This window comes from Natronorubrum sediminis (assembly GCF_900108095.1).
GTDB lineage: Archaea > Halobacteriota > Halobacteria > Halobacteriales > Natrialbaceae > Natronorubrum > Natronorubrum sediminis.
The window spans coordinates 1,002,247-1,025,666 of sequence record NZ_FNWL01000001.1 but is presented as its reverse complement, the minus strand read 5'-3'; the positions used below and the strand labels follow the sequence as shown (position 1 = coordinate 1,025,666).

The 23,420-nt window shown below is 61.9% G+C and carries 25 protein-coding genes; 15 read left to right on the top strand and 10 right to left on the bottom strand.

The features are described 5' to 3' along the window. Positions 1–19 precede the first annotated feature (19 nt). Entirely contained in the window at positions 20–1,687 is a 1,668-nt protein-coding gene (locus tag BLW62_RS05060; protein ID WP_090505754.1) for a hypothetical protein, read from the bottom strand. Positions 1,688–1,889: 202 nt separating this feature from the next. On the opposite strand from BLW62_RS05060, the gene BLW62_RS05055 reads away from it, so the two are divergent. Further along, positions 1,890–2,672, top strand: a complete 783-nt coding sequence (locus tag BLW62_RS05055; protein WP_175459683.1) for an ABC transporter ATP-binding protein — start codon at positions 1,890–1,892, stop codon at positions 2,670–2,672. A gap of 139 nt (positions 2,673–2,811) precedes the next feature. Here BLW62_RS05055 and BLW62_RS05050 read toward each other — a convergent pair whose 3' ends face one another. Then, entirely contained in the window at positions 2,812–3,474 is a 663-nt protein-coding gene (locus BLW62_RS05050; RefSeq protein ID WP_175459682.1) for a GNAT family N-acetyltransferase, read from the bottom strand. Between the two features lie 150 nt (positions 3,475–3,624). On the opposite strand from BLW62_RS05050, the gene folP reads away from it, so the two are divergent. Both folP and BLW62_RS05040 read left to right on the top strand, forming a co-directional pair. Continuing rightward, the gene (gene folP, locus BLW62_RS05045; protein ID WP_090505752.1) at positions 3,625–6,150 is read left to right on the top strand and encodes a dihydropteroate synthase; all 2,526 of its coding nucleotides are present in this window, start codon (positions 3,625–3,627) and stop codon (positions 6,148–6,150) included. Positions 6,151–6,281: 131 nt separating this feature from the next. Next, positions 6,282–7,037 carry a hypothetical protein gene (locus tag BLW62_RS05040; RefSeq protein WP_090505750.1) on the top strand — a complete coding sequence of 252 codons (756 nt, stop codon included), beginning with the start codon at positions 6,282–6,284 and terminating at the stop codon, positions 7,035–7,037. Positions 7,038–7,085: 48 nt separating this feature from the next. On the opposite strand, the gene BLW62_RS05035 is transcribed toward BLW62_RS05040, so the two are convergent. Beyond that, positions 7,086–7,331, bottom strand: coding sequence for a hypothetical protein (locus BLW62_RS05035; protein ID WP_090505748.1), 246 nt, complete (start codon positions 7,329–7,331; stop codon positions 7,086–7,088). A 174-nt stretch (positions 7,332–7,505) separates the two neighbouring features. Between BLW62_RS05035 and BLW62_RS05030 the strand changes: the two genes are divergently transcribed. The 3 genes from BLW62_RS05030 (at position 7,506) to BLW62_RS05020 (ending at position 10,311) form a co-directional block, all read left to right on the top strand. After that, complete coding sequence (locus BLW62_RS05030; protein ID WP_090505746.1) at positions 7,506–8,561, top strand: aldo/keto reductase; 1,056 nt, start codon at positions 7,506–7,508, stop codon at positions 8,559–8,561. Positions 8,562–8,762: 201 nt separating this feature from the next. Beyond that, entirely contained in the window at positions 8,763–9,749 is a 987-nt protein-coding gene (locus BLW62_RS05025; RefSeq protein WP_090505744.1) for a bile acid:sodium symporter family protein, read from the top strand. A gap of 103 nt (positions 9,750–9,852) precedes the next feature. Next, positions 9,853–10,311 (top strand): NUDIX hydrolase, encoded by a 459-nt coding sequence (locus BLW62_RS05020; protein ID WP_090505742.1) that lies wholly within the window; start codon positions 9,853–9,855, stop codon positions 10,309–10,311. A gap of 11 nt (positions 10,312–10,322) precedes the next feature. On the opposite strand, the gene BLW62_RS05015 is transcribed toward BLW62_RS05020, so the two are convergent. Both BLW62_RS05015 and BLW62_RS05010 read right to left on the bottom strand, forming a co-directional pair. Beyond that, positions 10,323–11,759 (bottom strand): ribonuclease FAU-1 family protein, encoded by a 1,437-nt coding sequence (locus BLW62_RS05015; RefSeq protein WP_090505740.1) that lies wholly within the window; start codon positions 11,757–11,759, stop codon positions 10,323–10,325. Between the two features lie 67 nt (positions 11,760–11,826). Beyond that, complete coding sequence (locus tag BLW62_RS05010) at positions 11,827–12,204, bottom strand: DUF7532 family protein (protein WP_090505738.1); 378 nt, start codon at positions 12,202–12,204, stop codon at positions 11,827–11,829. A 332-nt stretch (positions 12,205–12,536) separates the two neighbouring features. Between BLW62_RS05010 and BLW62_RS05005 the strand changes: the two genes are divergently transcribed. The 7 genes from BLW62_RS05005 to BLW62_RS19205 all read left to right on the top strand — a co-directional run bounded on the left by BLW62_RS05005 (position 12,537) and on the right by BLW62_RS19205 (position 17,333). Beyond that, positions 12,537–13,034 (top strand): FxLYD domain-containing protein, encoded by a 498-nt coding sequence (locus BLW62_RS05005; RefSeq protein WP_217630524.1) that lies wholly within the window; start codon positions 12,537–12,539, stop codon positions 13,032–13,034. A gap of 634 nt (positions 13,035–13,668) precedes the next feature. Continuing rightward, positions 13,669–14,676 carry a PrsW family intramembrane metalloprotease gene (locus tag BLW62_RS05000; RefSeq protein WP_090505734.1) on the top strand — a complete coding sequence of 336 codons (1,008 nt, stop codon included), beginning with the start codon at positions 13,669–13,671 and terminating at the stop codon, positions 14,674–14,676. Between the two features lie 86 nt (positions 14,677–14,762). After that, the gene (locus tag BLW62_RS04995) at positions 14,763–15,113 is read left to right on the top strand and encodes a hypothetical protein (RefSeq protein ID WP_090505733.1); all 351 of its coding nucleotides are present in this window, start codon (positions 14,763–14,765) and stop codon (positions 15,111–15,113) included. Positions 15,114–15,501: 388 nt separating this feature from the next. Beyond that, positions 15,502–15,726 carry a hypothetical protein gene (locus BLW62_RS04990; RefSeq protein WP_139305376.1) on the top strand — a complete coding sequence of 75 codons (225 nt, stop codon included), beginning with the start codon at positions 15,502–15,504 and terminating at the stop codon, positions 15,724–15,726. Positions 15,727–15,791: 65 nt separating this feature from the next. Then, a complete protein-coding gene (locus tag BLW62_RS19090; protein ID WP_281246633.1) occupies positions 15,792–15,917 on the top strand; it encodes a hypothetical protein in 126 nt (41 codons plus the stop codon). Between the two features lie 237 nt (positions 15,918–16,154). Beyond that, complete coding sequence (locus BLW62_RS04985) at positions 16,155–16,814, top strand: helix-turn-helix domain-containing protein (RefSeq protein WP_090505729.1); 660 nt, start codon at positions 16,155–16,157, stop codon at positions 16,812–16,814. Between the two features lie 93 nt (positions 16,815–16,907). Continuing rightward, positions 16,908–17,333, top strand: coding sequence for a response regulator (locus BLW62_RS19205; RefSeq protein ID WP_175459681.1), 426 nt, complete (start codon positions 16,908–16,910; stop codon positions 17,331–17,333). Positions 17,334–17,408: 75 nt separating this feature from the next. Here BLW62_RS19205 and BLW62_RS04975 read toward each other — a convergent pair whose 3' ends face one another. Beyond that, on the bottom strand, positions 17,409–18,017 hold the full coding sequence (locus tag BLW62_RS04975; RefSeq protein ID WP_090505727.1) for a riboflavin synthase: 609 nt from the start codon (positions 18,015–18,017) through the stop codon (positions 17,409–17,411). A gap of 162 nt (positions 18,018–18,179) precedes the next feature. Between BLW62_RS04975 and BLW62_RS04970 the strand changes: the two genes are divergently transcribed. Continuing rightward, positions 18,180–18,467: a DUF7533 family protein gene (locus BLW62_RS04970; protein ID WP_090505725.1), complete on the top strand. Its 288-nt coding sequence runs from the start codon at positions 18,180–18,182 to the stop codon at positions 18,465–18,467. Here BLW62_RS04970 and BLW62_RS04965 read toward each other — a convergent pair. The 4 genes from BLW62_RS04965 to BLW62_RS04955 all read right to left on the bottom strand — a co-directional run bounded on the left by BLW62_RS04965 (position 18,464) and on the right by BLW62_RS04955 (position 22,326). Beyond that, positions 18,464–19,642 carry a M24 family metallopeptidase gene (locus BLW62_RS04965; protein ID WP_245726664.1) on the bottom strand — a complete coding sequence of 393 codons (1,179 nt, stop codon included), beginning with the start codon at positions 19,640–19,642 and terminating at the stop codon, positions 18,464–18,466. The genes BLW62_RS04970 and BLW62_RS04965 overlap by 4 nt on opposite strands. 35 nt (positions 19,643–19,677) lie before the next feature. Then, entirely contained in the window at positions 19,678–21,552 is a 1,875-nt protein-coding gene (locus BLW62_RS04960) for a UvrD-helicase domain-containing protein (RefSeq protein WP_090505723.1), read from the bottom strand. Between the two features lie 103 nt (positions 21,553–21,655). Continuing rightward, positions 21,656–21,814: a DUF7563 family protein gene (locus BLW62_RS18535; RefSeq protein WP_175459680.1), complete on the bottom strand. Its 159-nt coding sequence runs from the start codon at positions 21,812–21,814 to the stop codon at positions 21,656–21,658. A 326-nt stretch (positions 21,815–22,140) separates the two neighbouring features. Next, positions 22,141–22,326, bottom strand: a complete 186-nt coding sequence (locus tag BLW62_RS04955; protein WP_076579618.1) for an HVO_0416 family zinc finger protein — start codon at positions 22,324–22,326, stop codon at positions 22,141–22,143. 196 nt (positions 22,327–22,522) lie between these two features. Here BLW62_RS04955 and ubaA point away from each other — a divergent pair, with 196 nt between their 5' ends. Beyond that, entirely contained in the window at positions 22,523–23,410 is an 888-nt protein-coding gene (gene ubaA, locus BLW62_RS04950) for an SAMP-activating enzyme E1 (RefSeq protein WP_090505721.1), read from the top strand. Positions 23,411–23,420: the final 10 nt, after the last annotated feature.

Genomic DNA, 23,420 nt, shown 5'->3' with positions numbered 1-23,420 from the left:
ATAAAATCAGTCTGCTCTGTTACTCGAGCGTGTACCAGTCGAACTGTTCTCTCGCGAACAGCGCGGAGACGACCGGCGCGATCAGTCCGATCACGAGAACGGTCCACGCGGCGATTTCGACCCCTCGAGCGGAGACCGCGAGTTCCGGACCGGGCGTCCACGCGGAGACGACTACGAGTATCTCGGCCAGCAATTCGGGCGCGTCGACGTAGAGGACGAGCGCGGCGACCGTCGGGAGGATGACCGCGATCGAGTAGACGATGAACGCCAGCTTGCTCGGCATCACGGCTTCGCGGCTGTTCGTCACCTTCACGCTCCCAAATCGCGGGAATCCAGTGCCGATCCCCGTCGCGAGGGCGGGCGTGACGACAGCACCGAGTGTCGTCGCCGCGACCAGCGCCGCCGTCTGCTCGAGCGAGAGCGGGCTGATCAGACCCAGCGAAAGCGAGACGAGGAGGGCGAGCGGGGCGGCGACGAGCGAACCGGCGACGACGAGTCCCGTAATCGCCTGTTTCCCGGTGAGCGGCGAGGCGACGACGGCTGGGAGCCCCCGACCGAGATCACCTAGCGGGTTGAGCGTGAACAGTGCGCCGGCCGCCCAGACGACGTACAGTGAGAGGAAGACGGCGACGTGAGCGGGGACGGTTCCGGTCTGGAAAATCTCCTGAGCGAAGACGAGCGCGCCGAACAGCGGATAGCCGACGTACGCCAGTCGGATCGGCGCTCGCTTCGTCCGTCGAACGGCGGTGACCGTCACTGTTCGGGTCGGCAGCGAAATCGCGCGAGCGAGAACGGCCTCGAGTCGACTCGAGGACTGACTCTCCTTCTGTCTCTGTTCCGGCGTGTCCTCGAATCGGGCCGGATCTGCGAACCAGTGGCGACGCGCGGAGGCGACGCCCACGGCGAGGGCGACGCCGCTGAGAGCCACCGCGCCGACGACTGCGGCGAGGGCGCTGGTGCTCGAGGCGTCGACGTTTGGCACGGCGAGCAAGAGCAGGTGGCCGGCCCAGCCGAGTGGACTGTCCTGGAGGGCGACGAAGAGCTGATCGAGGACGAGGTTGAATCGCCCCGTTGCGATCGCTCCGAAGTAGAGCACCCAGAACCCGACGAATACCAGCAGGCGGTACTGCGCGATGGGTTCGTAGACGGTGACCAGGTGGCGAACCCAGATGCCGAGGACGAATCCGACGGGGATGGCCGTGAGCAGCGCCAACAGTACAACGATGACAGCGAGCGCAACGGGCAGGATCGTCCCGGCCCCGAACGCGAACGCAGCCGAGAGAACGAGCGCCGGCGGGAACACCCAGACGGCGAAGAGCAGGATTTCGGCCCCGACCACGCCGACGACGACGGATCGAAGCGACGAGGAGGTCAACAAGAAGGCGGGTTCGTCGACCGAACCGGCGGCCGTAAACGCACGAATCGCGGCCATGAACGTCAGAAAGAGCCAGGCGACGGCGGTGCCTCCAGTCGCGAGTTCGATCGCCATCGCAGCCTCGCTCGAGGTGACACCGTCTGCGACCTGTTCACCGAGCCTCGGGAGCAAGTAGCCGCCGGCGACGATGATCGAACCGAACATGAAAACGGCGAGTAGCGCCAGCATGAGCAGTTTCGACCGTTCGGACGAGACGGCCCGTATCGTGCGGCGAAACTCCGTTTTGGTGACGACGAGGGAGGTTCGAATCACGAGCGATCACCACAGCGTACTCGAGGGGCGAGAATCGCTGTTACTCGGCGCGTAGCGACGGGAACCATACACAATTCGGCGTTGTGCAACCAGTAAATCGTTTGGATTTTGTCATGCATCGGGTTCGACTATGTGGATGTTCTCTCCAGCGGGCCGGACGAACATGTCATACATTTACGTCGACTGGCGCGAAAGAGCCACTATGACCCCCGCCGACGCCCCCGCCATCGAAACCGACGGGCTCACGAAACGGTACGGCGACACGACTGCCGTTTCCGAGTTGACGATGTCCGTCGAGCAGGGAACGGTGTACGGCTTTCTCGGACCCAACGGCGCGGGGAAGACGACGACAATGCGGATGTTGACGACACTCACGAAACCCACGTCGGGAGCGGCCCGCGTCGCCGGCCACCCGATCACGGACCGCGAGTCGGTCACCCCGCATATCGGCTATCTTCCCGAAGAGCCGCCGATCTACGACGAACTCACCGGTCGCGAACAACTCGAGTACGCTGCCGGGTTGCGAGACCTGCCAGCAGACGTCGCCTCCGAGCGCATCGCCGCACACCTCGAGCGATTCGACCTCCTCGAGGACGCCGATAGGCGCATCGAGGGCTACTCGAAGGGGATGCGTCAGAAAGTCGGCGTCATCCAGGCCGTGCTTCACGAACCAGCCGTCGCCTTCCTCGACGAACCGACGAGCGGACTCGATCCCCGTGCCGCCCGAACCATGCGCGAGACGATCGCCGACCTTGCGGATCAGAAGATGACCATCTTCCTCTCGACGCACATCCTCCCTGTCGTCGACGCGCTGGCCGACGAAATCGGCGTCCTCCACGGCGGCGAACTCGTCGCACAGGGTGACCCCGAGACGCTGAAATCTCGCGCCGAAACCGGCGAAGTCCGCAGTCTCGAGGAAGCATTTCTCGAGGTCACGCAGGACCACGGCGAGCAGGCACCCGAAACGGAACCTTCTGCAAAGTAGTCGAGTGGGAGGTTCCTCCGGTGTTCGGGACTTCGGGACTTCGGGACTTCGGGACTTCGGGACTTCGGGACTTCGGGACTTCGGCGCCCGGGTGATCGGTTTCGTTTCTCTCGTCGATACGTCGTTCTTCGATCGCTGGTCAGTCGTTCGATTGACCCGCGGCTTGCTCGTAGGAGAACGTCTCCGCCGTTTCGTCTCGATCGCCACCGTCCGACTGTCGGTACTGCCCTCGCGTGATCGTGTAGCGGTGGTGGTCGATGATTTCACCGTCCGGCCTGACGTCCGAGTTGCGGATGATGCCGTCGTACTGGCCGTCGTAGGTGTCGACGTAGGACTCGGCAGCGTTTCGCGAGCGTTCGTTACCGTCCTGGATAGTGACGGCGACGAGTTCGAGATCCAGTTGGTCGAACGCCAGTTCGATGACTGCGGCGGCACGCTCACTCGAGTAGCCACGTCCCCAGAACGGTTTGCGCAACCAGACGCAGGGCTTTGCGGTCTGGGTCTCCCAGTCCAGTCGAAGTCCACCTGCACCCGCGATCGTTCCGGCACCGTCCTCCCCGGCTTTGGGTCGAATTACGTACTGCGCCCGCGTTCCCTGCTCCCACTGGCGCTCGAGTTCGTCGATGTGTGCCTTCGATTCCGCAACCGATTCGTGTGGATTCCACGGCAAGTATCGCGTCACCTCGTCGATCCCCTGCTCGTGCGCTGAACAACACTGATAGAAGTCGAAGACGTCGACGGTCTCGTGACAGAGGGGCTCGAGCGTCAGTCGCTCGGTCTCGATTGTCTCGGGGAACAGCATACCCCGCCGTATTCCAACGGGCAAAAAGAACATTCTGGTATCTCATTAGACACGCTAAGAGAGTATCACAGCGACTGATAGACTCCTCTCACACGAGCGTCACGAACGCGACTCCGACACCCTAAAGCGCGCGGACTCTGTGATTTGGGTATGGAGTATTACGAGGCAGCGGACTTTCTTTTCGATCTGCGGCGGTTCCGCCCGAAGCCGGGGACGGAATCCACGGCGGGGCTCCTCGAGCACCTCGAGTCGCCCCACGAGGGGGTGAAGTTCGTACAGATTGCTGGCTCCAACGGGAAGGGGAGCACAGCGCGAATGGTCGAACAGAGCCTTCGAGCGGCCGGGTACTCCGTGGGACTGTACACCTCGCCACACCTCGAGGACCTTCGTGAGCGAATCCGCGTCGACGGGCGGAAGATTCCCCGCGGGGCCGTTCGTGACTACGTCGAGGCGACTCGCGAGTACCTCACTGAACGTGGTGCCGACGGCAACTCGCCGACGTTCTTCGAGACGATGACGGCGATGGCCATCTGGCACTTCGGGCGCGAGGACGTCGACGTCGCCGTCCTCGAGGTCGGTATCGGTGGGAAGTACGACGCGACGAGCGTCGTCGACCCTGTCGCGAGCGCCGTGACGAGCGTGACGCTCGAGCACACGGGTATTCTCGGCGAGACCGAAGCCGAAATCGCTCGAGACAAGGCCCACGTCGTCCCCGCAGACCAACCGCTGGTGACGGGAGTCTCGGGTGACGCGCTCGCGGGTGTCCGGGAGGTCGCCGACGACGTCGTGACGGTTCGTTCGACGACTAAAGACGGCGAAGAGACCGTGGACGAACTCGCAGACGATCCGAGTGACGACGACGAACCCGCCGACGTGCTCGTCGAGTACGAGGGTCGAGTGAACCACACCGAAAGCGCCGTCACCATCACGCGAGACGACTGGCGACTCGAGACGAGACTTCCCTTACCGGGCGCACATCAGGCGGAAAACGCCGGTATCGCGGCCGTCCTCGCGAAACAGGTCGCGGCTATCACAGACGACGACCTCGCTCGAGGACTGCGAAACGCACACTGGCCGGGTCGATTCGAAGTGATCGACACGGAGCCGCTGGTGATCCTCGACGGCGCGCACAACCCCGGTGCCTGCGAGCAACTCGCGGCGACACTCTCGACGTACGCCTACGACGACCTTCGGGTCGTCTTCGGCGCGATGCACGACAAGGACCACCGCGAGATGGTCGCCGCGTTACCGACGCCCGACTCGGTGGTGACGACGGAACCCTCACTCGCACGCGCCGAGGACCGAGACGTGCTCGCGACGGTGTTCGACGACGCCGGCGCCGCGGACGTTCGGACGAACGAGACGGTTCGAGACGCCCTCGAGAGCGCACTCACCGACGCGGGTCCCGACGACTGCGTGCTCGTCACCGGTTCCTTATTCGCCGTCGCCGAAGCGCGTTCTCGCTGGACGGCGACCGGTGTCCCGAAACGCGTTCGAACCCTCGCGGACGCCAACACCGTGCTCTCGAGTGCGAACGTTCCCGGCTTCGCCAGTCACAGCTCTCGAGGCGAGGCCGTCCACCGGGTACTCACGCTCACGCTCGAGCGCCAGCACGCGACGACACTACAATCCGCGCTGTTACGCCAGGGCGGCGAGTGCGCCCTCTCCGGTCTCCAGCGCGACGACGAAACCGTCGACGCTGTCCTGATGGGGACGCTGTCGCAGTTCGAGCGTCTCGTCGATACGCTCGAGTCCGAACGGGAATCCGCTCTGACTGACGTCGCCCAAGACGTTCGCGCGACACTCGAGAACGCCGACGCGAGCGAGGCGACTGGCTCGTCCGAAGGTCGGGTGGATACGTCCTATCCATGGCACGAACGCACCGCCGTGATGGGAATTTTGAACGTCACGCCGGACAGCTTCCACGACGGCGGCGAGTACGACGCACTCGAGGACGCCCTCGAGCAGGCCGAAGCGATGATCGACGCCGGTGTCGACGTGATCGATATCGGTGGCGAGTCGACTCGCCCCGGTGCCGACCCCGTCCCCATCGAGGAGGAAATCGAGCGCGTCGTGCCCGTCGTCGAACGATTGGCGGATCTCGACGTCCGGCTCTCGATCGACACGCGAAAGGCCGCTGTCGCGGACGCCGCACTCGAGGCCGGCGCGGACATCATCAACGACGTCTCGGGGCTCGAGGACCCGGAGATGCGCTTCGTCGTTGCCGAACACGATGCCGCACTCGTGGTCATGCACAGCATCGACGCGCCGGTCGTTCCGGAGCGGGAGGTCGAGTACGACGACGTCGTCGAGGACGTGATCGACCAGCTTTCGGAGCGAATCCTCCTCGCCGAGAAGGCTGGCGTCGACCGCGACAAGATCGTCGTCGACCCCGGTATCGGATTCGGCAAATCAGCCGCCGAGAGCTTCGAGATTCTCGACCGACTCGCGGAGTTCCACGCGCTGGGCTGTCCCGTGTTGTTCGGTCACTCCCACAAGTCGATGTTCGGTCACGTCGGTTGCGAGTCCGGCGAACGCGGGGCTGCGACGGTCGCCGCGAGCGCGCTTGCCGCCGACCGAGGTGCTGACATCGTCCGCGTCCACGACGTACCCGAAAACGTCGCCGCCGTTCGGACGGCACTCGCCGCTCGCGATCCGGAGCACTTCGAGTGGTGAGAGTGAGCGCTCGCTCGTCTTGTTCCTCGAGTGAACGGTCTCGATCTCGATAGTCTCAACTGCCGGTCAAACATTCAACTGTCTGGCCCGGTAAGGTCGAGGCGAGCGCAACGTGCGCATCGGATCAACCTATGTCTGAGGATCACGATTCAGCCCACGAGACGGAGTTGCCGACGGATCGACTCGACGAGTACGACGTCGACGACCAACTCGAGACGGCCACGTCGCTCGTCGTTCGCACGCCAAAACGCGCGCTGGTGGCGCTCCTCGCCGGGAGCGTGTTGTTCCTCTCGGCGCTGCGCTCGCTCAGCCGCGGGCAGTTTCGCGCGGTGCCCAAAGGCGTACTCGGTGCCGGCTTGCTCGGTTACGGCGTTCGACAGGGTCGCGACCACTCGAGTGACGATGTCGCTGAGACGTTCGAACCGTCGCTCGAGGAGGTAGACGGCGAGACCGACGGGAAAGAGACGTCCGATCAGGCCCACGCCGCCGCCGAGCGTGACGACTCGGGTCGAGAATCTCAGATCAATGCGGAGGGCGAGATCGACGACTCGGCCCAACTCGGTGACGAGCGAAACGACGAGTCGGACGCCGAAATCGAGTTCACCGACGAGGCGGGTGACGAGCCTCGATCGAAACCCGAAAGCGGGGCCGATTCGGCAGATCCGCGACGAAATACCGACGAAGAGACCGAGGTCGACGTCTCCGATACCGCGATGGCCGAAGAGGTCAGCGAAGCGACCGGTCCCGATCCAGAGCAGGCTCAGCCGACCCAGACAGACGCCGACGAACCCGAGGAGACGCCCGAGGAAGACGCCTCGCATCTGAAAGTCGAACCCGACGAGGACGAGGCGGAATCGACCGACTCGAGTGACAACGACGATTCGTAAGCACCGAATTCGCGCTCGGGTGACTCTCACTGTCGACGGCTCTGTGCATTACTGTCGGCGGCTCTGTGCAGTCGCGTGCTCTTCGCGCTCCCACTGGTAAAAGAGGATCGCGGGAACGACGACGGCGACAGTGGCGAGGAATACGCCCGCACCGATCGCCCAACCGGTGAACGATCGCGGATCGAACTGCGAGACGGCGACGTACTGGACGCCGACGGCGAGTACGAGCACGGCGACGACGATCACGAGTACGGGGAGGAATTCCTCGAGTCGTCCCGGACGCTCGGTGGCCATATTCGACCCACGAGGCCAGCGTTATTGAAGCGTTCGAACGACGCCGTGGTCGTGGCTTCGCTCCGGACGAATCGGCCCTCGAGCGTGGCCTCGTCCGTCGCTTTCGCTTGTGGATTTTCCCGCGCCGCGGGACGTTCCGGTCAGGATAAGTCCCCTCGATTCTAAGGCAACCGTATGCACTCTCAGGAACTCGGCGACTCCGGCGTCGAGGTCAGCGAAGTCGGCTTTGGCGCGTGGGTCGTCGGCACCGACTGGTGGGGCGATCGCTCCGAAGAAGATGCACTCGAGATGGTCGAGTACGCCATCGATCAGGGCGTCACGTACGTCGACACCGGCGACGTCTACGGCCACGGCCGCAGCGAGGAACTGCTCGGTCGGATTCTCCCCGACGTTCGCGAGGACGTGACGATTGCAACCAAGGTCGGCTACGACTTCTACAACAACCCCCAGGCCGGCCACGGCGAACTTCCGAAGGAGATGGACGCCGAGTACCTTCGGGACGCCGTCGAGCAGAGCCTCGAGCGCCTCGAGATCGACACGATCGACGTGCTCCAACTCCACAACGCCAACGTCGACGAGATCACACCCGACGTGCTCGAACTCTTAGACGAACTCAAGGAAGAAGGCAAGATCCGCGCCCGCGGCCTCGCACTCGGCCCGTCGATCGGTTGGCTCGCCGAGGGCGACCTCGCCATCGAGGAGGAGTTCGACTCTCTGCAACTCGTCTGGAACGTTCTCGAACAGGAAGTCGGGAATCACTTCCTCGAGACGATCGACCGAACGGGCTCCTCGACGAGCCTGATTCCCCGCGTCCCTCACTCCTCGGGCATCCTGAACGAACAGGTTAGACCCGACACAGAACTCGGCGAGGGCGACCACCGCGGCTTCCGCCCCGACGAGTGGTACGAGACGGGCTGGGAGAAACTCGAGAACCTGCGCTTTTTGGAACAGGGTGGCGAGCGAACGATGGGACAGGCCTCCATCGCGTGGCTCCTGAGCCACGACCCGGTCGCGAGCGTTACGCCGACGTTCCGGACGAAAGCCGACATCGACGAGTGGGCGGCCGCGAGCGAGGTGCCAAAACTCTCCGACGAGGAGATGGCCCGCGTCGAAGAACTGTACGCGAACGACTTCGACATCGACCGCGACGACGGAATGGACTCGCTTCGCTCCTCGGTCGACGGCGAAGACATCTCGTCGGCGGGCCTCGACAAACTCGCCGCCGACTGATCACCCTCACCGTCGATTGATCGTTCTCGCCGCCGACTTGACTGTTCTCGCGGTCGACTGAACGCGGTATTTCGACCCGTTCGATTTTCGCTCAGACGGTACACCACAGCGACTCACGAGACGAGTGAGGCAAATCCTACGCTTTCTTATACCGACCCGAGAGAGGTGTGTCTGTGACTCTCACGGATTGGTGACTATCGAATGGGAAAACACTCTCGACTCGAGCGAATCGGACAGTTCACGAGCAAGTACTTCGTCGTCTGGGTGGTGATCGCGTCGGGGTTCGCCCTCTACTCGCCGGAGCCCTTCGTCCCGATCAGCGACTACATCTCGCTCTTTCTGGGCATCATCATGCTCGGCATGGGGCTGACGCTCACGCCGGCGGACTTTTTGCGCATCCTCGAGCGACCACAGGACGTCTTCGTCGGCGCGATGGCCCAGTGGGTCATCATGCCGGTTCTCGCCTACGTGCTCGTGATCGGACTCGGATTGCCGTGGGAGATCGGCGTCGGACTCATCCTGCTGGGCGCGGCACCCGGCGGAACGGCCTCGAACGTGATGACGTACCTCGGACGGGGCGACGTCGCGCTCTCGGTGACGATCACGTCGGTGACGACCATCGCCGCACCGATCGTCATGCCCGCCTGGGTGGTCCTCCTCGCCGGCGAGTCGGTGACGGTCACGTTCGGCGAGATGGCCCAGGAGATCGTCTTGATCGTGCTCCTTCCCGTCGTCGCTGGGCTGATCCTTCGGTACGTCCTCGACGAGTACGCACCAGCTGCCGCGGAGGCCGGGCTGTCGATTTTCCCCGCGATCAGCGTGCTCGCGATCGTCGCCATCGTCTCCGGCATCGTCGCGCTCAACGTCGAGGAAATTCTGGCTGCGAGTGCGCTCGTCTTCCTCGCCGTCGTCGTCCACAACGGCATCGGATTGGGTGCTGGCTACGGTATCACCCGTGCGACCGGGATGCCCGAACGACGAGCACGGGCCTGCGCGTTCGAAGTCGGCCTCCAGAACAGCGGCCTCGCCGTCGCGCTGGCGGTCGCCTTCTTCGACCCGATCGCCGCGTTGATCCCGGCCCTGTTCAGCGTCTGGCACAACATCTCGGGTCCCGCACTCGCGACCCTCTTTACGCATCTCGACGACGAGACGGTCTCGAGGTCCGACTCGACCACCACAGCTGACTAATCCGAATCACCTGACTTTTCAGTATTCGTATTACTTTCTTCATCAAACGCTAACAATATTGGGGCCACACTTTTTCAATGGGGGTGGTGTGGGTTGGTATACTATGAATACCGTTACGTATGTACAGAAAGCGTGTGCATACATCACTCGCCAGACGGGCGAACTCCTCGTCTTCGACGGGCCGGGTCACGACGGCCTCCAGATCCCGAAAGGCACGCTCGAGAACGGTGAATCACCACGCGCGGCGCTGTTCAGAGAGGTTCGCGAGGAGAGTGGCCTCGCGACGCTGACCGGCACGGCGCACCTGACGACCGACGTCTGGACGCGTCGCGAGTCGCCGCCCAAGCGCTACGTCCGTCATTTCTTTCACTCGACGGTACAGGAGTCCCGCGATCGCTGGACCCACACGGTAACCGACGGCGGCGAAGAAGACGGTGCCGAGTTCGAATTTCGCTGGGTACAGCCGACGACCACGCAGTCGTTCGCCCTCGACCTCAACGACTACGTGCACCTGCTGCCGGCGGGCGGTCCCCGCGGCGACGTCGCCTCCGCGTCCGATTAACGTTCTTTCGCTTACTTCGACAGTGCACGCTCGACGGCTTCGGCGACACCGAGCGCTTTCGCAGACAACTCCTCGGAGACGTGACCCTCGTCGACTGCGGCCTCGAGTTCGTCCGCATCGACGATGTCGACCGTCCCGTCTGGCAGGCGAATCACGTCGACGTAGAGGTCGATGTAGCGCGCCGCGTCCGGAAACAGTTCGACGGGGGTACAGACGTTCACGTAGGTACCCTTCGCGGAGCCGTCGTCGCTTCTGTACGTCGTCGGATACCACCAGCGACCTTCGCGAAGCTTCGTGACGGCTACGTCGCCGTCTTCTTTCGCCACGCCGAGTGCGTCGTAGCTGCCGCCCCCGCGCATCGAGCGCTCGAGCGTAATCGATCCGTCGCGATCCCAGTCGGTCACCTCTCCGCGGCCGAGCGAGAAGCACTGGCCGTCGGGTTTGCCGTGGCGAATCTCGAGGCGGTCGCCCGTCGTCGGGCCGAACTGCTCGGAGACGGCGTCGAACGGGAAGTCGTCGTCCCCAGATGCAGCGTCGCTATCGGGTTCGGAGACAGCCTCCGCGAAGTCGACGGCGGCGCTCGCGGCCCGGTCGGCGGCCTTCGTTCGGTGGTGGCCGGGCATCGTCGTCTCGACGTCGCGTCGCAGCGCGTCGAGTTCGAACCGGGTTTCGCGGCCGAACCAGCACCACGCTGTCCGACGCGGCGACGCGAGCAGTTGTGGTTCGCCAGGGTCCTCGGGCGCGTCCGCAAGGTTGTCCTCGAGCGTCTCCGCGCGAGTTGCGACCCGCTCGAGGGCGTCCGTCATTCCCTCGAGGTCGGCGTCGATGGCTGTCCGTTGCCAGCGCAGGCCCCAGTCCGCCGGCACGTCGACCGAGAGCAACTCGGTCATGCCTACGAGTTCCTCGGCTCGCTCACCACGGAGGGCCGCAGACACGCCGTTTCGGTCCCGTGAGAGGTGGCAGAGTCCGCCCTGCACCTCGAGCGTCGGGACGACTCGCGGGTCGTCGTCGCTCCAGGGCGGCGTCGGTTCCCGGACCTGCACGCGATAGCGGTTTCCGGCGTCGACGTAGCCGTCAACGTCGTCGTACGTCAGGTAGCCACGTCGCCCCTCGCCGAGGTCGACCGTCGCGCCGCTGCCGCCGCCGGCCTCGAGCACCTCGCAGTCGAACACGGCGCCGCGAGCGACGTCGTCCTCCCAGCGGAAGGAATCGAGCGCGAGAGCCTCGAGTTCGGCCACGATTTCGTCGACGTCATCGAGGACGCCGGAAACTTCGACGCCCTGTCTGTCTCGCGTTGTCTCGAGGGTCACGTCGGCCGGTTCGGTCCCAAAGTCCGTGTCGAAACGCGCTTGGATCGGGTCTGATGCCTGTACCACGTCGAGGCCGTTCTCCTCGATAAGCCGGGTGATGGCCGTGGTGTAGATGCCACGGACTCGCGCGGTCGTCATTAGAATCCCTCCGTCGTCCGCAGTCGGTCGCGTCCTGTGTCTCGTTTGAGCGTTCCACGCACGTCGATCACCGCAACGTCTCGCGGTCGGGGGCGAACCGAACGCGGTCGTTGATCGTCGGCCCGAGCGTCAGTTCGACGGAGTCGTCGGGTAAGAGTCGTCCGTTTTCGACGTACGCGCCCCACGTATCGAATCGGAGCCAGCCGCGCATCTCGTCGGCGTGAGTCGTCAGATCGAGGTATTCGACCGCGTGTTCGGGGAACTCGGCGCTCGAGTGAGCCATCTCCATATCCGAGTAGACGGTGTTGGACTCGTCGAAGAACTCCTCGAGCGCCCTCGCGTCCGCTTCGACGGCCTCGACGACGGCTGTCGACGCGGCTCTCAGGTCGTCGGTCTCGAGGCCGACCTCCCGCAGCGCCTGTTGCGTTCGTTGATCGAAGTGCATGCTCGCCGGTTGGTGAGGGAGGCCTTTGTGCATTCCGAGTGCGCGCTATGTGCTGCGAGCACCGACTCGAATGTGTGAACGATTTCTAGGATACGTGAACATCTCTTCAGATGAATTAATAGTCCTCGTTATGTTCGAGTGTACTACCAATGCCTGGATACACCTGTTTTCTTGGACTTCAACCTCCCCTCGCAAACGGAATGTGGAATTCGAAGCGAGTGCTGATTATGTATTCTCCAACAAACTCGTTTTTTAGAATTTCACGAAATATTACCAATTCCGTTCAAAATTCGATTACTACATATGTCCTTGAGTGTCTGTGTAGATTGTAGATGGAATTGAAACAGACGCGGCGGAAGGTAATCGCAATGGGTGGCGTTGGGATCGGTGCAGCACTTGCAGGTTGTACTGGGAGTGCAGACGATGATGACGGAGAGTATCAGGGTGGCGGCGACGATGACGACGACAACGGCAACGAGAACGAGGACGACCTCCCAGACGAGGAAGAAGTCGAAGACCGTGATGAAGGTGAGGACTATCTCGAGTTTGGAGATCTCTCGATTACCGAGCACGACTTAGTTGTTGAAGAAGACGAGTTCCTTGACGAGGTGTACGTCGAGGGAGTTGTCGAAAATGGCGACGATGACATGTTCGATTACGTTGAGGTCAGTGTCCGCGTGTACGATGCAGATGGGCATCAACTTGACCGATATATGACCAACACGCAGGATCTCGATCCTGACCAAACGTGGGCCTTTGAAGTCACTATCATGGAAGATGCCGAAGATGTCGACGACTTCGACATCGCCGTCAGCGGCTCCCAGCACTGAGTGTAATCATCTCCGGAAATTTTTTTTTGAAGCAATTAGGAAACACTGGCGGCTCAAAGTACGTCAATAGACTGGGATATAAACCGCACAAGCAATCGTGAAAGTCATCAACTGGACGATCATCGAGCGGTCCGATACATCGTACTCACGAACCGCTTTTTCGATGTCGTTAGGAGGTACGATCGGGTCTGTCAGCAGGGGACTCACTCACATGCTCGCCAAACTCGCTAACGCCGTCCTCGACGGTGACTCGCGAGTCGCCGACCATCGCCTCGAGTTCGGTGTCGTCACGTGTTTCTCGTTTCGGTCGAGTCCTGATTCAGATATGTCCTTGTTCGACCCTCCAGTGTGATTGATCCGCGTACTGTTCGATGTCCATGATACAGTACTGGATCTGATGAGTACTGCTGTGAAGTCGTCTTTCACGCATTCCGTCGCGATTGACGTCCATTTGATAGTCTTCAGTATCTCAACTCACGTCAGCATACAAATATGAGGTGGCTACTCAGGTCCACTGTCGCTGAGTGCTCGTCGGTCGACGCCGTTCGAGTGCACCGAACAGCAATCAGAAACTCGATAGTATCTGGAAGCTGACCGCCGAACGCTTACCAGCAGGCTTCTCGTAGACAGTCATATGGATCGACAGCAGGACCCGATCGAGCGAGCCGACGAGCACTCGAGGGACCTCTACGACGTCTCGACATGGGAACCTCGTTCGCGACTCGATCGATTTTCGTGTACCGTCTTCGATATCCTCAATTACGGCTACCAGACGGTTCTCCTCGTCGTCGCACTCGCGATCACGCTCCTCTTACTCGTTCAGCCAGCCGTTTTGGTGCTCGAGGACCCGTCGCTCGCCGTCTTCTTCGGACTCTCGGTCGTTCCCGCAGGCCTCCTCGCGGCGTTCATCTGGTACACGGACATCACGTCGAACGAGCCCCTGAGCCTCCTCGTCGCCACGTTCGTCCTCGCCGTCCTGTTCGCGACGTTCGCGGCCGTCGTGAACTCGGCGGTCGGACCCGTGTTGCAGTCAATTCCCCTGATCGGCACGGTGCTCTTTTTCTACCTCATCGTCGGTCCGGTCGAAGAGACCGTCAAACTCCTCGCAGTGCGCTTTTTCGCGTATCGCAGCGACACGTTCGACGCGGTGATCGACGGAGCCGTCTACGGCGCGGTCGCTGGTCTCGGCTTCGCCGCCATCGAGAACGCAATCTACATCTCCGGTGAGGTCGCCGCGGCCGACGTCGGGACGATCACCGCGGCGAGTGGTATCGCGACGGTTCGCGCGCTCGTCGGCCCCGGCCACGTCATCTACTCCGCGATCGCGGGCTACTACCTCGGACTGGCGAAGTTCAACCCCGACAACGCGGGCCCGCTCGTCGTGAAGGGACTGCTCATCGCCGCGTTCGTCCACGGGACGTACAACGTCACGGTCGGCATCGTCCCCGAACTGGTCGCGACGCTCTACGCAGTGCCCTACGGCCTTGCATTCGTCGGCTACGTGATCGTCTTCGACCTCGCGGTCGGCTACTACCTCTACCGGAAGATCGTTCGTTATCGCCGGACCTCCCGAACTGTCAGAGACGATACCGGTGACATTCCCGAGCCAGAACTGACGGAGTTCGATCCGCCACAGCGCTGAGAAGGAAGACTCCCGCGCTCGAGGAACCGTTTCGATTACCGACTGCAACGAAGTTTATTTCCCGAGTGGACGTCTACGATGTTGTGATGGTTGCACTCATCGGATCACTCGTCGCGTTCGTCGTCGCATTGCTCGTCGGCGGACTCGCGATCTACTTCGGCGCATCGGTGATCGCCGGTGTCGACGATTACTCACACGCGGTCGTGACGGCGCTCGTGGGCGCGATCGCGTGGGCGCTCGTGGCCTGGATTCCGCTGATCGGGCCGCTTATCGCGCTCGTGGCCTGGATCTGGGTCATCAACTGGCGCTACCCCGGCGGCTGGATGAACGCCGCGCTTATCGGCCTCACCGCGTGGCTGTCCGCGCTGTTGATCCTCTTCCTCGTGAACGCGGCCCCCGGGATTCAGATCGACGCGTTCGGCGTGCCGGGCGTCTAATCACGCGGCCCGTTCGCTCTGTTCGCTGTCTTTTTCGACCGTGTTCGCTCAGTCGCGTTCGTTCCGTTCGTTCCGTTCGCTCGGCCGTTCGTCCGCCTCCCGAGTCGATTTCACAGATACAACAGTAGATATAAGTCACAATACGACAACATTTAGAACGGAAGCCGCGCTCCAGCAAGCTGCGGGGGCGTACGTCTAAACTGCCCCGGGTGATAGGACACCCGAGACGTGGCTTCCAAGCCGCAAGGCTTCGAAAAGCCATGATTACATTACTCCCACGACGATATAAACGTCCCGAACAGCAACCGAATCACACTCCTCGAGAAGCGGTCCTGTCGCAACTGATGGAGCCCCAACCAACCCGCCCTCGAGTGTTGGAGTGGTCGACGTGAGCGACGACAACTCCAGCGGGAACGACGAGGCTGACAGCACGGACGGCTCGCGACACAAGTACGATGCCTACAGCTATCGCGACGCGAACGGCATGAAACGCTGGACGCACTGCCCGAAGTGCCACGAGTCGGTGATGGTTGTCGCACTCCTCGAACCGTCCGCCGCACAGGTCGCTCCCTGTGGCTGTCGATTGCCACCGGAGGTCCTGAAAAAGCGGTAGGGAGCGGCAGTTTCTCGAGTCAGTCGAACCAAAAAATTATATTATTTTCTCGACGTGTTCGGAGTATGGGAACGATCCTCTTACTGATCGTCTTCGGATTCATCGCTCTCGCGTTCGTGACGTACGCGGCCGTCATCGCCGCGCTCAGGAACTTCTTCGGCGAGGAGAGTTGGGAGGATGTGAACACGTAACTCGAGTCGGGAGTACTGATCGTCGGACGTCACCCCCAGAGTATCCAGGACCGTCCTGCGACTACGAACCAGCAGGACGAGGTCGTTAGTTTCCACTCGAGACTGAACCGAGCGGATCGACAACTGGAGCGACGTAGTCAGCGAGTCGAGAGCTATCGAGAGTGGATTGATGGAGTCGTTCGGCCCGCTTTCCCGTTCAATGAGAGGTTTTTACCCCAGCGTGACATCGTTCGAGTAATGGCTACTGAGGCGACCTTCACCGTTCCATCCGACCAGTTTCCCCTCGGAACCGTGTTCGCACAACTACCGGACGTGACGGTCGAACTCGAGCGTCTGATCCCGTCGCGTGACGTGGTTATTCCCTACTTCTGGGTTCGAGGAACGGAAATTGAAGACATCGAGGGAGCGTTTTCTGACCACCCGGGTGTGAAGCAAATCAAACTCGTCGATTCCGTCGACGACGAGTATCTCCTGCGCGTCGAGTGGTCGCTCGAGTACGACGACGTGCTGAGCGTGCTTATCGAGACGGACATCCCACTCATCGAGGCGACCGGCACGAATCAACAGTGGACGTTCGACATTCGCGGGGACACTCGAAGCGATGTTGGGACCTTTCACACGCGCTGTCGGGAGGTGGAGATCCCGGTTACGCTGACGGAACTGCACGCACTGACGCCGGTTGAGACCGAAACAGAGGCAGCACTCACTGAGACGCAACAAGACGCACTGATACTCGCATACGATCGTGGGTACTTCGAATCTCCGCGTGAGGTGACGATGGAAGAACTCGGCGACGAACTCGGCATCTCACAGCAAGCCGTCGGGTCTCGGCTCCGCCGGGGGATGAAACACATACTCGGAAGCAACCTTCCTGCCACGGCGGACTCAAATCAGTAAACCGTATAACGAGTGTTGTATAGCCAAAAATAGCACTGACGGTGTTTCCCGTCCTAACGGAACTCACTCAGACGTGTTCTGAGGGAGCAAACCGTGGATACATCGACCCACCCCAACTCATCGAGCGAAGTAAACGACATCCTGTTAGTGGAAGACAACCCGGCTGACATTCGCTTCGTCGAGGAGACGGTCGACGGTTCCTCGCTCGACGTGACTGTCCATAGTGTCTCGACGAGCGCGGCAAGTGTAGATTTTATTTACCAGCGAGGAGAGTACTCGGATACACCCGAACCCGACCTCGTGTTTCTCGATTGGAACCTCCGACGAACGACTGGGAGAGAAGTGTTGACCGCTATCAAGACTGATTATTCTCATATTCCGGTAGTGATACTAACCGGCTCGAAAGCGAAGGTGGAGGCCGACCATTGTCCCTCGACGAAGGCGGATTTGGTGAAAGAAAAACCGACCGATCCCGACGGCTACGTCGAAATTATCTGTTCGATAGCTCCCAGTCAATAAACGCGACACACGACCATTCCACCGTAGTGAAGAGACACGAATTCACAGTTCCTCCCCTGAATACGCTGAACCATATCAGTCCTCGAACCGCGCCTCGAGCAGCCGTTCGACGTACTTCGAGAGTACGTCTACCTCGAGGTGGATCGGATCACCGGGGGATTTCTCGGAGAGCGTCGTGAGGGCGTAGGTGGTTGGAATAATTGCGACCGTGACGCGGCCGTTTTCCGTATCCAGATCGGCGACGGTGAGGCTGATGCCGTCGAGCGTGATTGACCCTTTTTCGACGACGTAGCGGCCGTAACCCGCGGGGAGGTCGAATTCGAAGAACCAGTCTTCGTCCACGGATTCGACGTTCGAGACCGTCGCAACGGCGTCGACGTGACCCTGGACGACATGCCCGTCGAAGCGGCCGTCGGCCGGCATCGCTCGCTCGAGGTTGACGACGTCGCCTTCAGAAAGCTCCCCGAGATACGTTCGCTCGACGGTTTCGGTGGCGAGGAAGACTTCGAACCACGCCCTGTCCTCGAAGCGTTCGACCGTGAGACAGACGCCGCTGACGCTGATACTCTGGCCGTGTTCGAGTCCCGTCGCGACCTCGTCGGCTTCGATCCGCAATCGAAGCCCATCCTCACTTTGGACACGCGTGACGATCTCGCCGGTTTCCTCGACGATTCCCGTGAACATACTCGAACGTGCCCTCGGACGAATAAATCCGTTCCGACACCGTGATGCGTTCCACGTTCGTCATCGGAATTCGCCGCGTCGTCCCCCGAACGTCGTCAGTCGTCCGCAACTCGCGAGCGACAGTCGCCGTCCTTTTGTCCACACCTGCGGTATCCCCGCTTCATGGCCGGTATCATCGATACGATCAAGTTGGCAGGGACGCTCGTTCTCGCGCTCCCCGCCGCACTCGCCGGACTCGAGTTCCTTCTCGTCCGCGGAAATCATCTCGTCGGTGCGACGTTGATCGTCCTCGCCGTCACGCTCGTCATCGTCCAGCAGCGAGTGACGTTGCCCTCCGACGTTCCCGGCCTCCTCGCCAAACGAGCCGCCGGTGCGATCCCAAAAGACGCTGACGACGAACAGAACGACTCGAGCGAAACGACGGCAGAATCGAGCGACAAGCGTTCCTAACGGTCTCCCATCGCTGCAGGCTCGAGCGACCGGGACGGTCCCTCGAGATACGCCGCCCGTTGCTCGCCGTCCGGTTTGACGAGCACGTCGGCGATTCGGAGCCACGACCCGTCGTCGATGCGGACGGCCGACTCGAGTCGCACGACGCTTCGGGGTTCGATCTGGTCGCCACCCTCGAGCGGTGGCTCGACTGGCTCGAGACCCACGCCGGAGACGCGAGTCTGAACGGCATCGGACTCTTCGAAACCGAACGCGCGCACCTCGGCCTCGAGGTCGGCTTCGACGGCGGTCACCGACTCCGAATCGGCGGTCAACATAGCCGCTGCGGAGCGAAAGGACTGGGTGACGCCGACGTGAGCCCGGCGTTCTCGCCCGCCGTCGCCGTCGACGACGAACGTTCGAGTCAGCCCGCCGTGATAGTCTCCGGGCCCGCGTGGGGCTGTTTGGACGACGATCGGTTCGCCGGCCCGAAGCGGATCGGCCGCCGAGGAGGGTCCTGCTTGCTCCTCGAGCGTCGACGGGTTGTGCTCGGGGTCCGGATTGACGACCGTGTTTGCCTCGGGAAAGCCACCCGCCGAGACGATTCCCTCGTCGACTAGCCTCCGGAGTCGCGCCGGCGTCAGCGGCTCTCCTTCGAGAACGAGCGTTTCGTCGTCGATCGCCGCACTCGAGAGGGCTGTCCCGCCACGACGGACGCCAGCGGTCGCGGCCGCCTGCGCACTCGCGATTCGGTCCACTTCTCGCTCCGTCTTCGTCGCTCGAATCCGACTCACGACAGCCGACGAGGCTAATTCGAAGCCGGCCTCCTCGAGGTAGAGCGCGCTGTCGTGTGGGATGTGTCGGGGGGCGAGCACCGTCCCCGGGCCACTCGAGTCGGCGAGTTTCATTGCGAGCGCATTGGCTGGGTGACTCGAGGCACTCGCCGAGCGTTCCGCGTACCACGCGTCGCCGTCGAAGGCGAGTGCGAAACGCTCGCGGCTTCGTCCGACGGGCTGGGGCCCGTGGTCTCCTCCAGTGATTCGAGTGGGGTCGTCTGCCTCGTCGACCGTCGCCGATTCTTCGAGTGCTAACTCACAGTATTGAATCGTCGGATCCAAACGGGTGCCTGCGATCACGAACGCGACCGCCTCGTGCACCTCGAGTTCCTCGTTGAGTGCCGCCTCGAGCGAGTCCACAGCGGTTTCACCAGTGGTGGGTGACGGCGCTGACGTCACGGTGCTTCGGCTTCGAGTTCCTCGCTATTGGCGTCTGCTTCCTGGGGCTCTTGGGCCGCTTCGATGATCTCCTCGAGTGGCTCCTCTCGGAGTTCGTTGTGGAGCAAGACGTCGATCGGTAGCGTTGGAGCGCCGTCGACGAGGTTCTCGAGCATGACGAGACGTTCTCGAGCCCGGGACATACCGACGTAGAAGACGCGGCGTTCGTTGTCGGTGAGGACGGGAACGGGCGAGGTCGTTTTGGTGAACTCCTCACAACCGGGAATAGCTTCGGGGTCGTCGACGGTCGCGACCATCTGCTCGACGACCTTCTCGGTGAGGTCGGTGCCGACGATGACGTGGTCGGCCTCACGACCCTTCGCGGAGTGAATGGTGCCGACGCGGACGCGGTCGGTCGCCATACCGGTGTACTCGCCGATTCCGAAGTAGGATTTGATGCTTTTCTTCTGGAAGTTCGTCACTTTCCGGACCATGTCAGACGCCGAGGCCGGGCCGGGCATGAACGGGGCGTACTCCTCAATTACGTCGGCCGGAATCATGAGTTCCTCGAGGTCTTCGATGCCGGTCTCTTCTTGGCGCTCGTCGATTTCGTCGAAGAGTCCGTCGCGTTCGTTCGTTCCGAACGCGGATTCCTGGAGCATGTCGGCGAGGCGTCGTGCCTGCAGGCCGGTAACGTCTTCACCTTCCTCGAGCGCTTCGACGGCGCGGACGTACTGGGTGAGTCGGTCGGTCCACATTCGCTGGTCGGTCAGCGAGGTGAAGGGGACGCCTTCGGTGATGAACTCGTCGATGAACTGGAACATCTGATAGCGCGCCCGGAACAGGATCATGATGGTGCTATCGTCTTCGACGAGCGTTCGGCGGACCATTCGGACGACGTCGAGCATGGAGGCGTTACGCCGGGCTTCGACGGCACCGCCCTCTTTGCGCGGCTTGAGGTCCTTGTCTTGGCGCTTGTCGATGTGACGAATCTCCTTGTTGACAGCGTTGAGGACGTTCGATGGAAGCCGGTAAGAGTTTGGCAGAATAACGTCGTCGTCGACTTCCTCGTCGAGTAAGAGTGCCGGATCGGCTCCCTGCCAGGAGTAGACGACCTGATCGTCGTCGCCGGCGATGAGGACCTGATCCATGTGTGGTTTCCACTCCTCGTAGACGTCGTACTGCATCGTCGTGATGTCCTGAAACTCGTCGATCACGAGGTAGTCGACGCTCGGGAGGAGCGAGCGTTGTTCGACGCGCTCGAGCATGTCCGCGAAGCCGATCTTGCCGTGTTCGCCTTTGTAGGAGCGCCAGCCGCGAATCGCTTCGGGAACGTCGATTCGGTCGTCGTCGGAGGGCCACGTTGGCGTGTACTTGTTGCCCTCCTGGGCGTTCGAGTCGATCTCGGGCGGGAGTCGAACCTCCTCTTCGTCCCATTGGAAGGGGACATCGTACCAGTCGGCGACGTCGCGGCTGGTCCGCTGGAGCCACTGACTCGTCGCGATGATCTTGTTTCCGATCGTCGTCGAGCGAGCGGTTCGGCGACCGGCACCACTGTACTCGTCTTCGTACTCGATGCCGTACTCCTCACAGAACTCTTCTTTGTCGGACTCACCGATGACGTCGTTTCGAGAGAGATCGAGCAGTTCGTAGGCCTTCGCGTGCATTGTACAGACGTTTCCTTGCAGGGCACGCGGACTCTCGTCGAGTCGCTCAGCCAGTCGCTCACGAACCTCTTGTGCAGCCGCACGAGTGTACGAGACGACGAGGATATCCCGGAACGTCACGTCATCCTGTTCGAGGATCTCTTCGACGTGGTCAAGCAGGGCAGTCGTCTTCCCGCTGCCCGGACCACCGAACAACCGGGTCACCTTCGTCTCCGTGGTAGCCATTGTAGCTGTTCAGGGGCGCGACACCCATAAGTCACGTGGGTTTTCCTCGAGAAAAATGTCGATTCGATTCCGGGGACCGCGGCGGGACACTGTTTCGCGGGCTCTACTGATTTCGCGTCGAACGTGCGTTCCGAATTTCGGCACCGTCTCGGATCTTGTCCTGGCAGTCGGGACAGACTCGAGGGTTGTCGACGCCACGCGGTGTGAACACGCGAGCGTATGCATCCGTGACGAACGTCCCACAGTTCTGGCACTCCGGCATAGTCGTTCTCAGCGAAATGTTGGTGATGGAGAGAATATAATTGTATCGAACAACATTAGAAATATTATCGGTTACTCCCGTCGGATAATCACGGGTGTCAACCGCTTGCCGACACTGTTTCCGTGGTTCGAGCGGCTGTCCGTCCGTCCCACGACGTACGAGCGGATCTGTGAGTCGACTCTGGACGACTGCAACGAGGGACGGTTGATCAAAAAATGTGGATCCGTCCGCCCCCGACGATGCAGTTGCTCTCTGTGAATGTCGACGGTTCGAAACGAAACGGCAGGCGATCAGTTCGGTTCCGGGTGGGAAGACGGGAGCGGGGATTACACCGTCGGCTCCCACCCACAGACGGTACAACTTCGTGCGGACGTATCGTGGAGTCCGCCACAATCAGGGCACTGCTTCTTGTTATAGTCCTGTTCCCACCCGACTTGTTCTACCGCGTGACCGCGGTCGGCAAGGTATTGATCGATGACGTCGTCACCGGCTCCACTGGGTGAGGTTGCCATAGGTGTGTCAATAACTCCCACACTAATAAACCGTGTGGTCCACCCACATCTCTGCCTCGAGTGGTATCCATCAAACCCCGGTTCATAACGGATCAAACCGTTGACCATCGGTTCTGACCCAGTCTCGGTTGCTCGAGACACTCAAAATCACCACCCGACCAGCGGACTTTTCCCCCTCTCGGCCGAACTGACGGGTATGAGCGACCTTCGCCTCGATGCGACCCAACTCGATCGCTACTCGAGACACGTCATCATGGACGAGATTGGGCCCGAGGGCCAACAGCGACTGCTCGACGCCTCGGTGCTCGTCGTCGGCGCTGGGGGCCTCGGTTCGCCTGCGATTCAGTACCTCGCGGCGGCTGGAATCGGTCGGCTCGGCATCGTCGACGACGACGTCGTCGAACGCTCGAACCTCCAGCGCCAGATCGTCCACGGCGACGCCGACGTCGGCCGGCCGAAAGTCGAGAGCGCGGCCGACTACGTCGACGCGTTGAACCCCGACATTGATGTCGACACCCACGAGACGCGGATCACCGCCGAGAACGTCGCCGACCTCGTCGCAGCGTACGACGTGGTCCTCGACGCCAGCGACAACTTCGCGACGCGGTACCTGCTCAACGACCACTGCGTCCTCACCGAGACGCCACTCTCTCACGGCGCGATCTACCGCTTCGAGGGACAGGTGACGACGTTCACGAACGAACGCGGGGCCGAGTCAAGCGTCGGGGACGACTCGAGCGACGGGACCGACGCCGATCGGTCTCCGGACTCTCCACCGTGTTACCGCTGTATCTTCCCCGAAGCGCCCGAACCTGGCACCGTCCCCGACTGTGCGACCACGGGCGTCCTCGGCGTCCTTCCCGGTACCGTCGGGTGCATTCAGGCCACCGAGGTCGTCAAGTACGTCCTCGGGAAGGGCGAGGTGCTCGAGGGCCGCCTCCTCATGTACGATGCCATGGACATGGGCTTCGAGACGGTCGACGTGCGCTCGAACCCGACCTGTCCAGTGTGTGGCGACGAACCGGAAATCGAGTCAGTCGAAGACGTCTCCTACGACGGAACCTGCCAGATTTCGGCCGACTAACTGTTCTCCC

What these genes read in the sequence shown, in the direction of transcription:
- BLW62_RS05040 (WP_090505750.1), top strand. Translation starts at nt 6,282, where the DNA reads ATGTCTGAGGATCACGATTCAGCCCACGAGACGGAGTTGCCGACGGAT.
- BLW62_RS05050 (WP_175459682.1), bottom strand. Translation starts at nt 3,474, where the DNA reads ATGCTGTTCCCCGAGACAATCGAGACCGAGCGACTGACGCTCGAGCCC.
- BLW62_RS04955 (WP_076579618.1), bottom strand. Translation starts at nt 22,326, where the DNA reads ATGGCAACCTCACCCAGTGGAGCCGGTGACGACGTCATCGATCAATAC.
- BLW62_RS05010 (WP_090505738.1), bottom strand. Translation starts at nt 12,204, where the DNA reads ATGCACTTCGATCAACGAACGCAACAGGCGCTGCGGGAGGTCGGCCTC.
- BLW62_RS19090 (WP_281246633.1), top strand. Translation starts at nt 15,792, where the DNA reads ATGGGAACGATCCTCTTACTGATCGTCTTCGGATTCATCGCTCTCGCG.
- BLW62_RS18535 (WP_175459680.1), bottom strand. Translation starts at nt 21,814, where the DNA reads ATGCCGGAGTGCCAGAACTGTGGGACGTTCGTCACGGATGCATACGCT.
- folP (WP_090505752.1), top strand. Translation starts at nt 3,625, where the DNA reads ATGGAGTATTACGAGGCAGCGGACTTTCTTTTCGATCTGCGGCGGTTC.
- BLW62_RS04975 (WP_090505727.1), bottom strand. Translation starts at nt 18,017, where the DNA reads ATGTTCACGGGAATCGTCGAGGAAACCGGCGAGATCGTCACGCGTGTC.
- BLW62_RS05000 (WP_090505734.1), top strand. Translation starts at nt 13,669, where the DNA reads ATGGATCGACAGCAGGACCCGATCGAGCGAGCCGACGAGCACTCGAGG.
- BLW62_RS05035 (WP_090505748.1), bottom strand. Translation starts at nt 7,331, where the DNA reads ATGGCCACCGAGCGTCCGGGACGACTCGAGGAATTCCTCCCCGTACTC.
- BLW62_RS05020 (WP_090505742.1), top strand. Translation starts at nt 9,853, where the DNA reads ATGAATACCGTTACGTATGTACAGAAAGCGTGTGCATACATCACTCGC.
- BLW62_RS04985 (WP_090505729.1), top strand. Translation starts at nt 16,155, where the DNA reads ATGGCTACTGAGGCGACCTTCACCGTTCCATCCGACCAGTTTCCCCTC.
- BLW62_RS05030 (WP_090505746.1), top strand. Translation starts at nt 7,506, where the DNA reads ATGCACTCTCAGGAACTCGGCGACTCCGGCGTCGAGGTCAGCGAAGTC.
- BLW62_RS05015 (WP_090505740.1), bottom strand. Translation starts at nt 11,759, where the DNA reads ATGACGACCGCGCGAGTCCGTGGCATCTACACCACGGCCATCACCCGG.
- BLW62_RS05005 (WP_217630524.1), top strand. Translation starts at nt 12,537, where the DNA reads ATGGAATTGAAACAGACGCGGCGGAAGGTAATCGCAATGGGTGGCGTT.
- BLW62_RS05025 (WP_090505744.1), top strand. Translation starts at nt 8,763, where the DNA reads ATGGGAAAACACTCTCGACTCGAGCGAATCGGACAGTTCACGAGCAAG.
- ubaA (WP_090505721.1), top strand. Translation starts at nt 22,523, where the DNA reads ATGAGCGACCTTCGCCTCGATGCGACCCAACTCGATCGCTACTCGAGA.
- BLW62_RS04960 (WP_090505723.1), bottom strand. Translation starts at nt 21,552, where the DNA reads ATGGCTACCACGGAGACGAAGGTGACCCGGTTGTTCGGTGGTCCGGGC.
- BLW62_RS04995 (WP_090505733.1), top strand. Translation starts at nt 14,763, where the DNA reads ATGGTTGCACTCATCGGATCACTCGTCGCGTTCGTCGTCGCATTGCTC.
- BLW62_RS05055 (WP_175459683.1), top strand. Translation starts at nt 1,890, where the DNA reads ATGACCCCCGCCGACGCCCCCGCCATCGAAACCGACGGGCTCACGAAA.
- BLW62_RS04970 (WP_090505725.1), top strand. Translation starts at nt 18,180, where the DNA reads ATGGCCGGTATCATCGATACGATCAAGTTGGCAGGGACGCTCGTTCTC.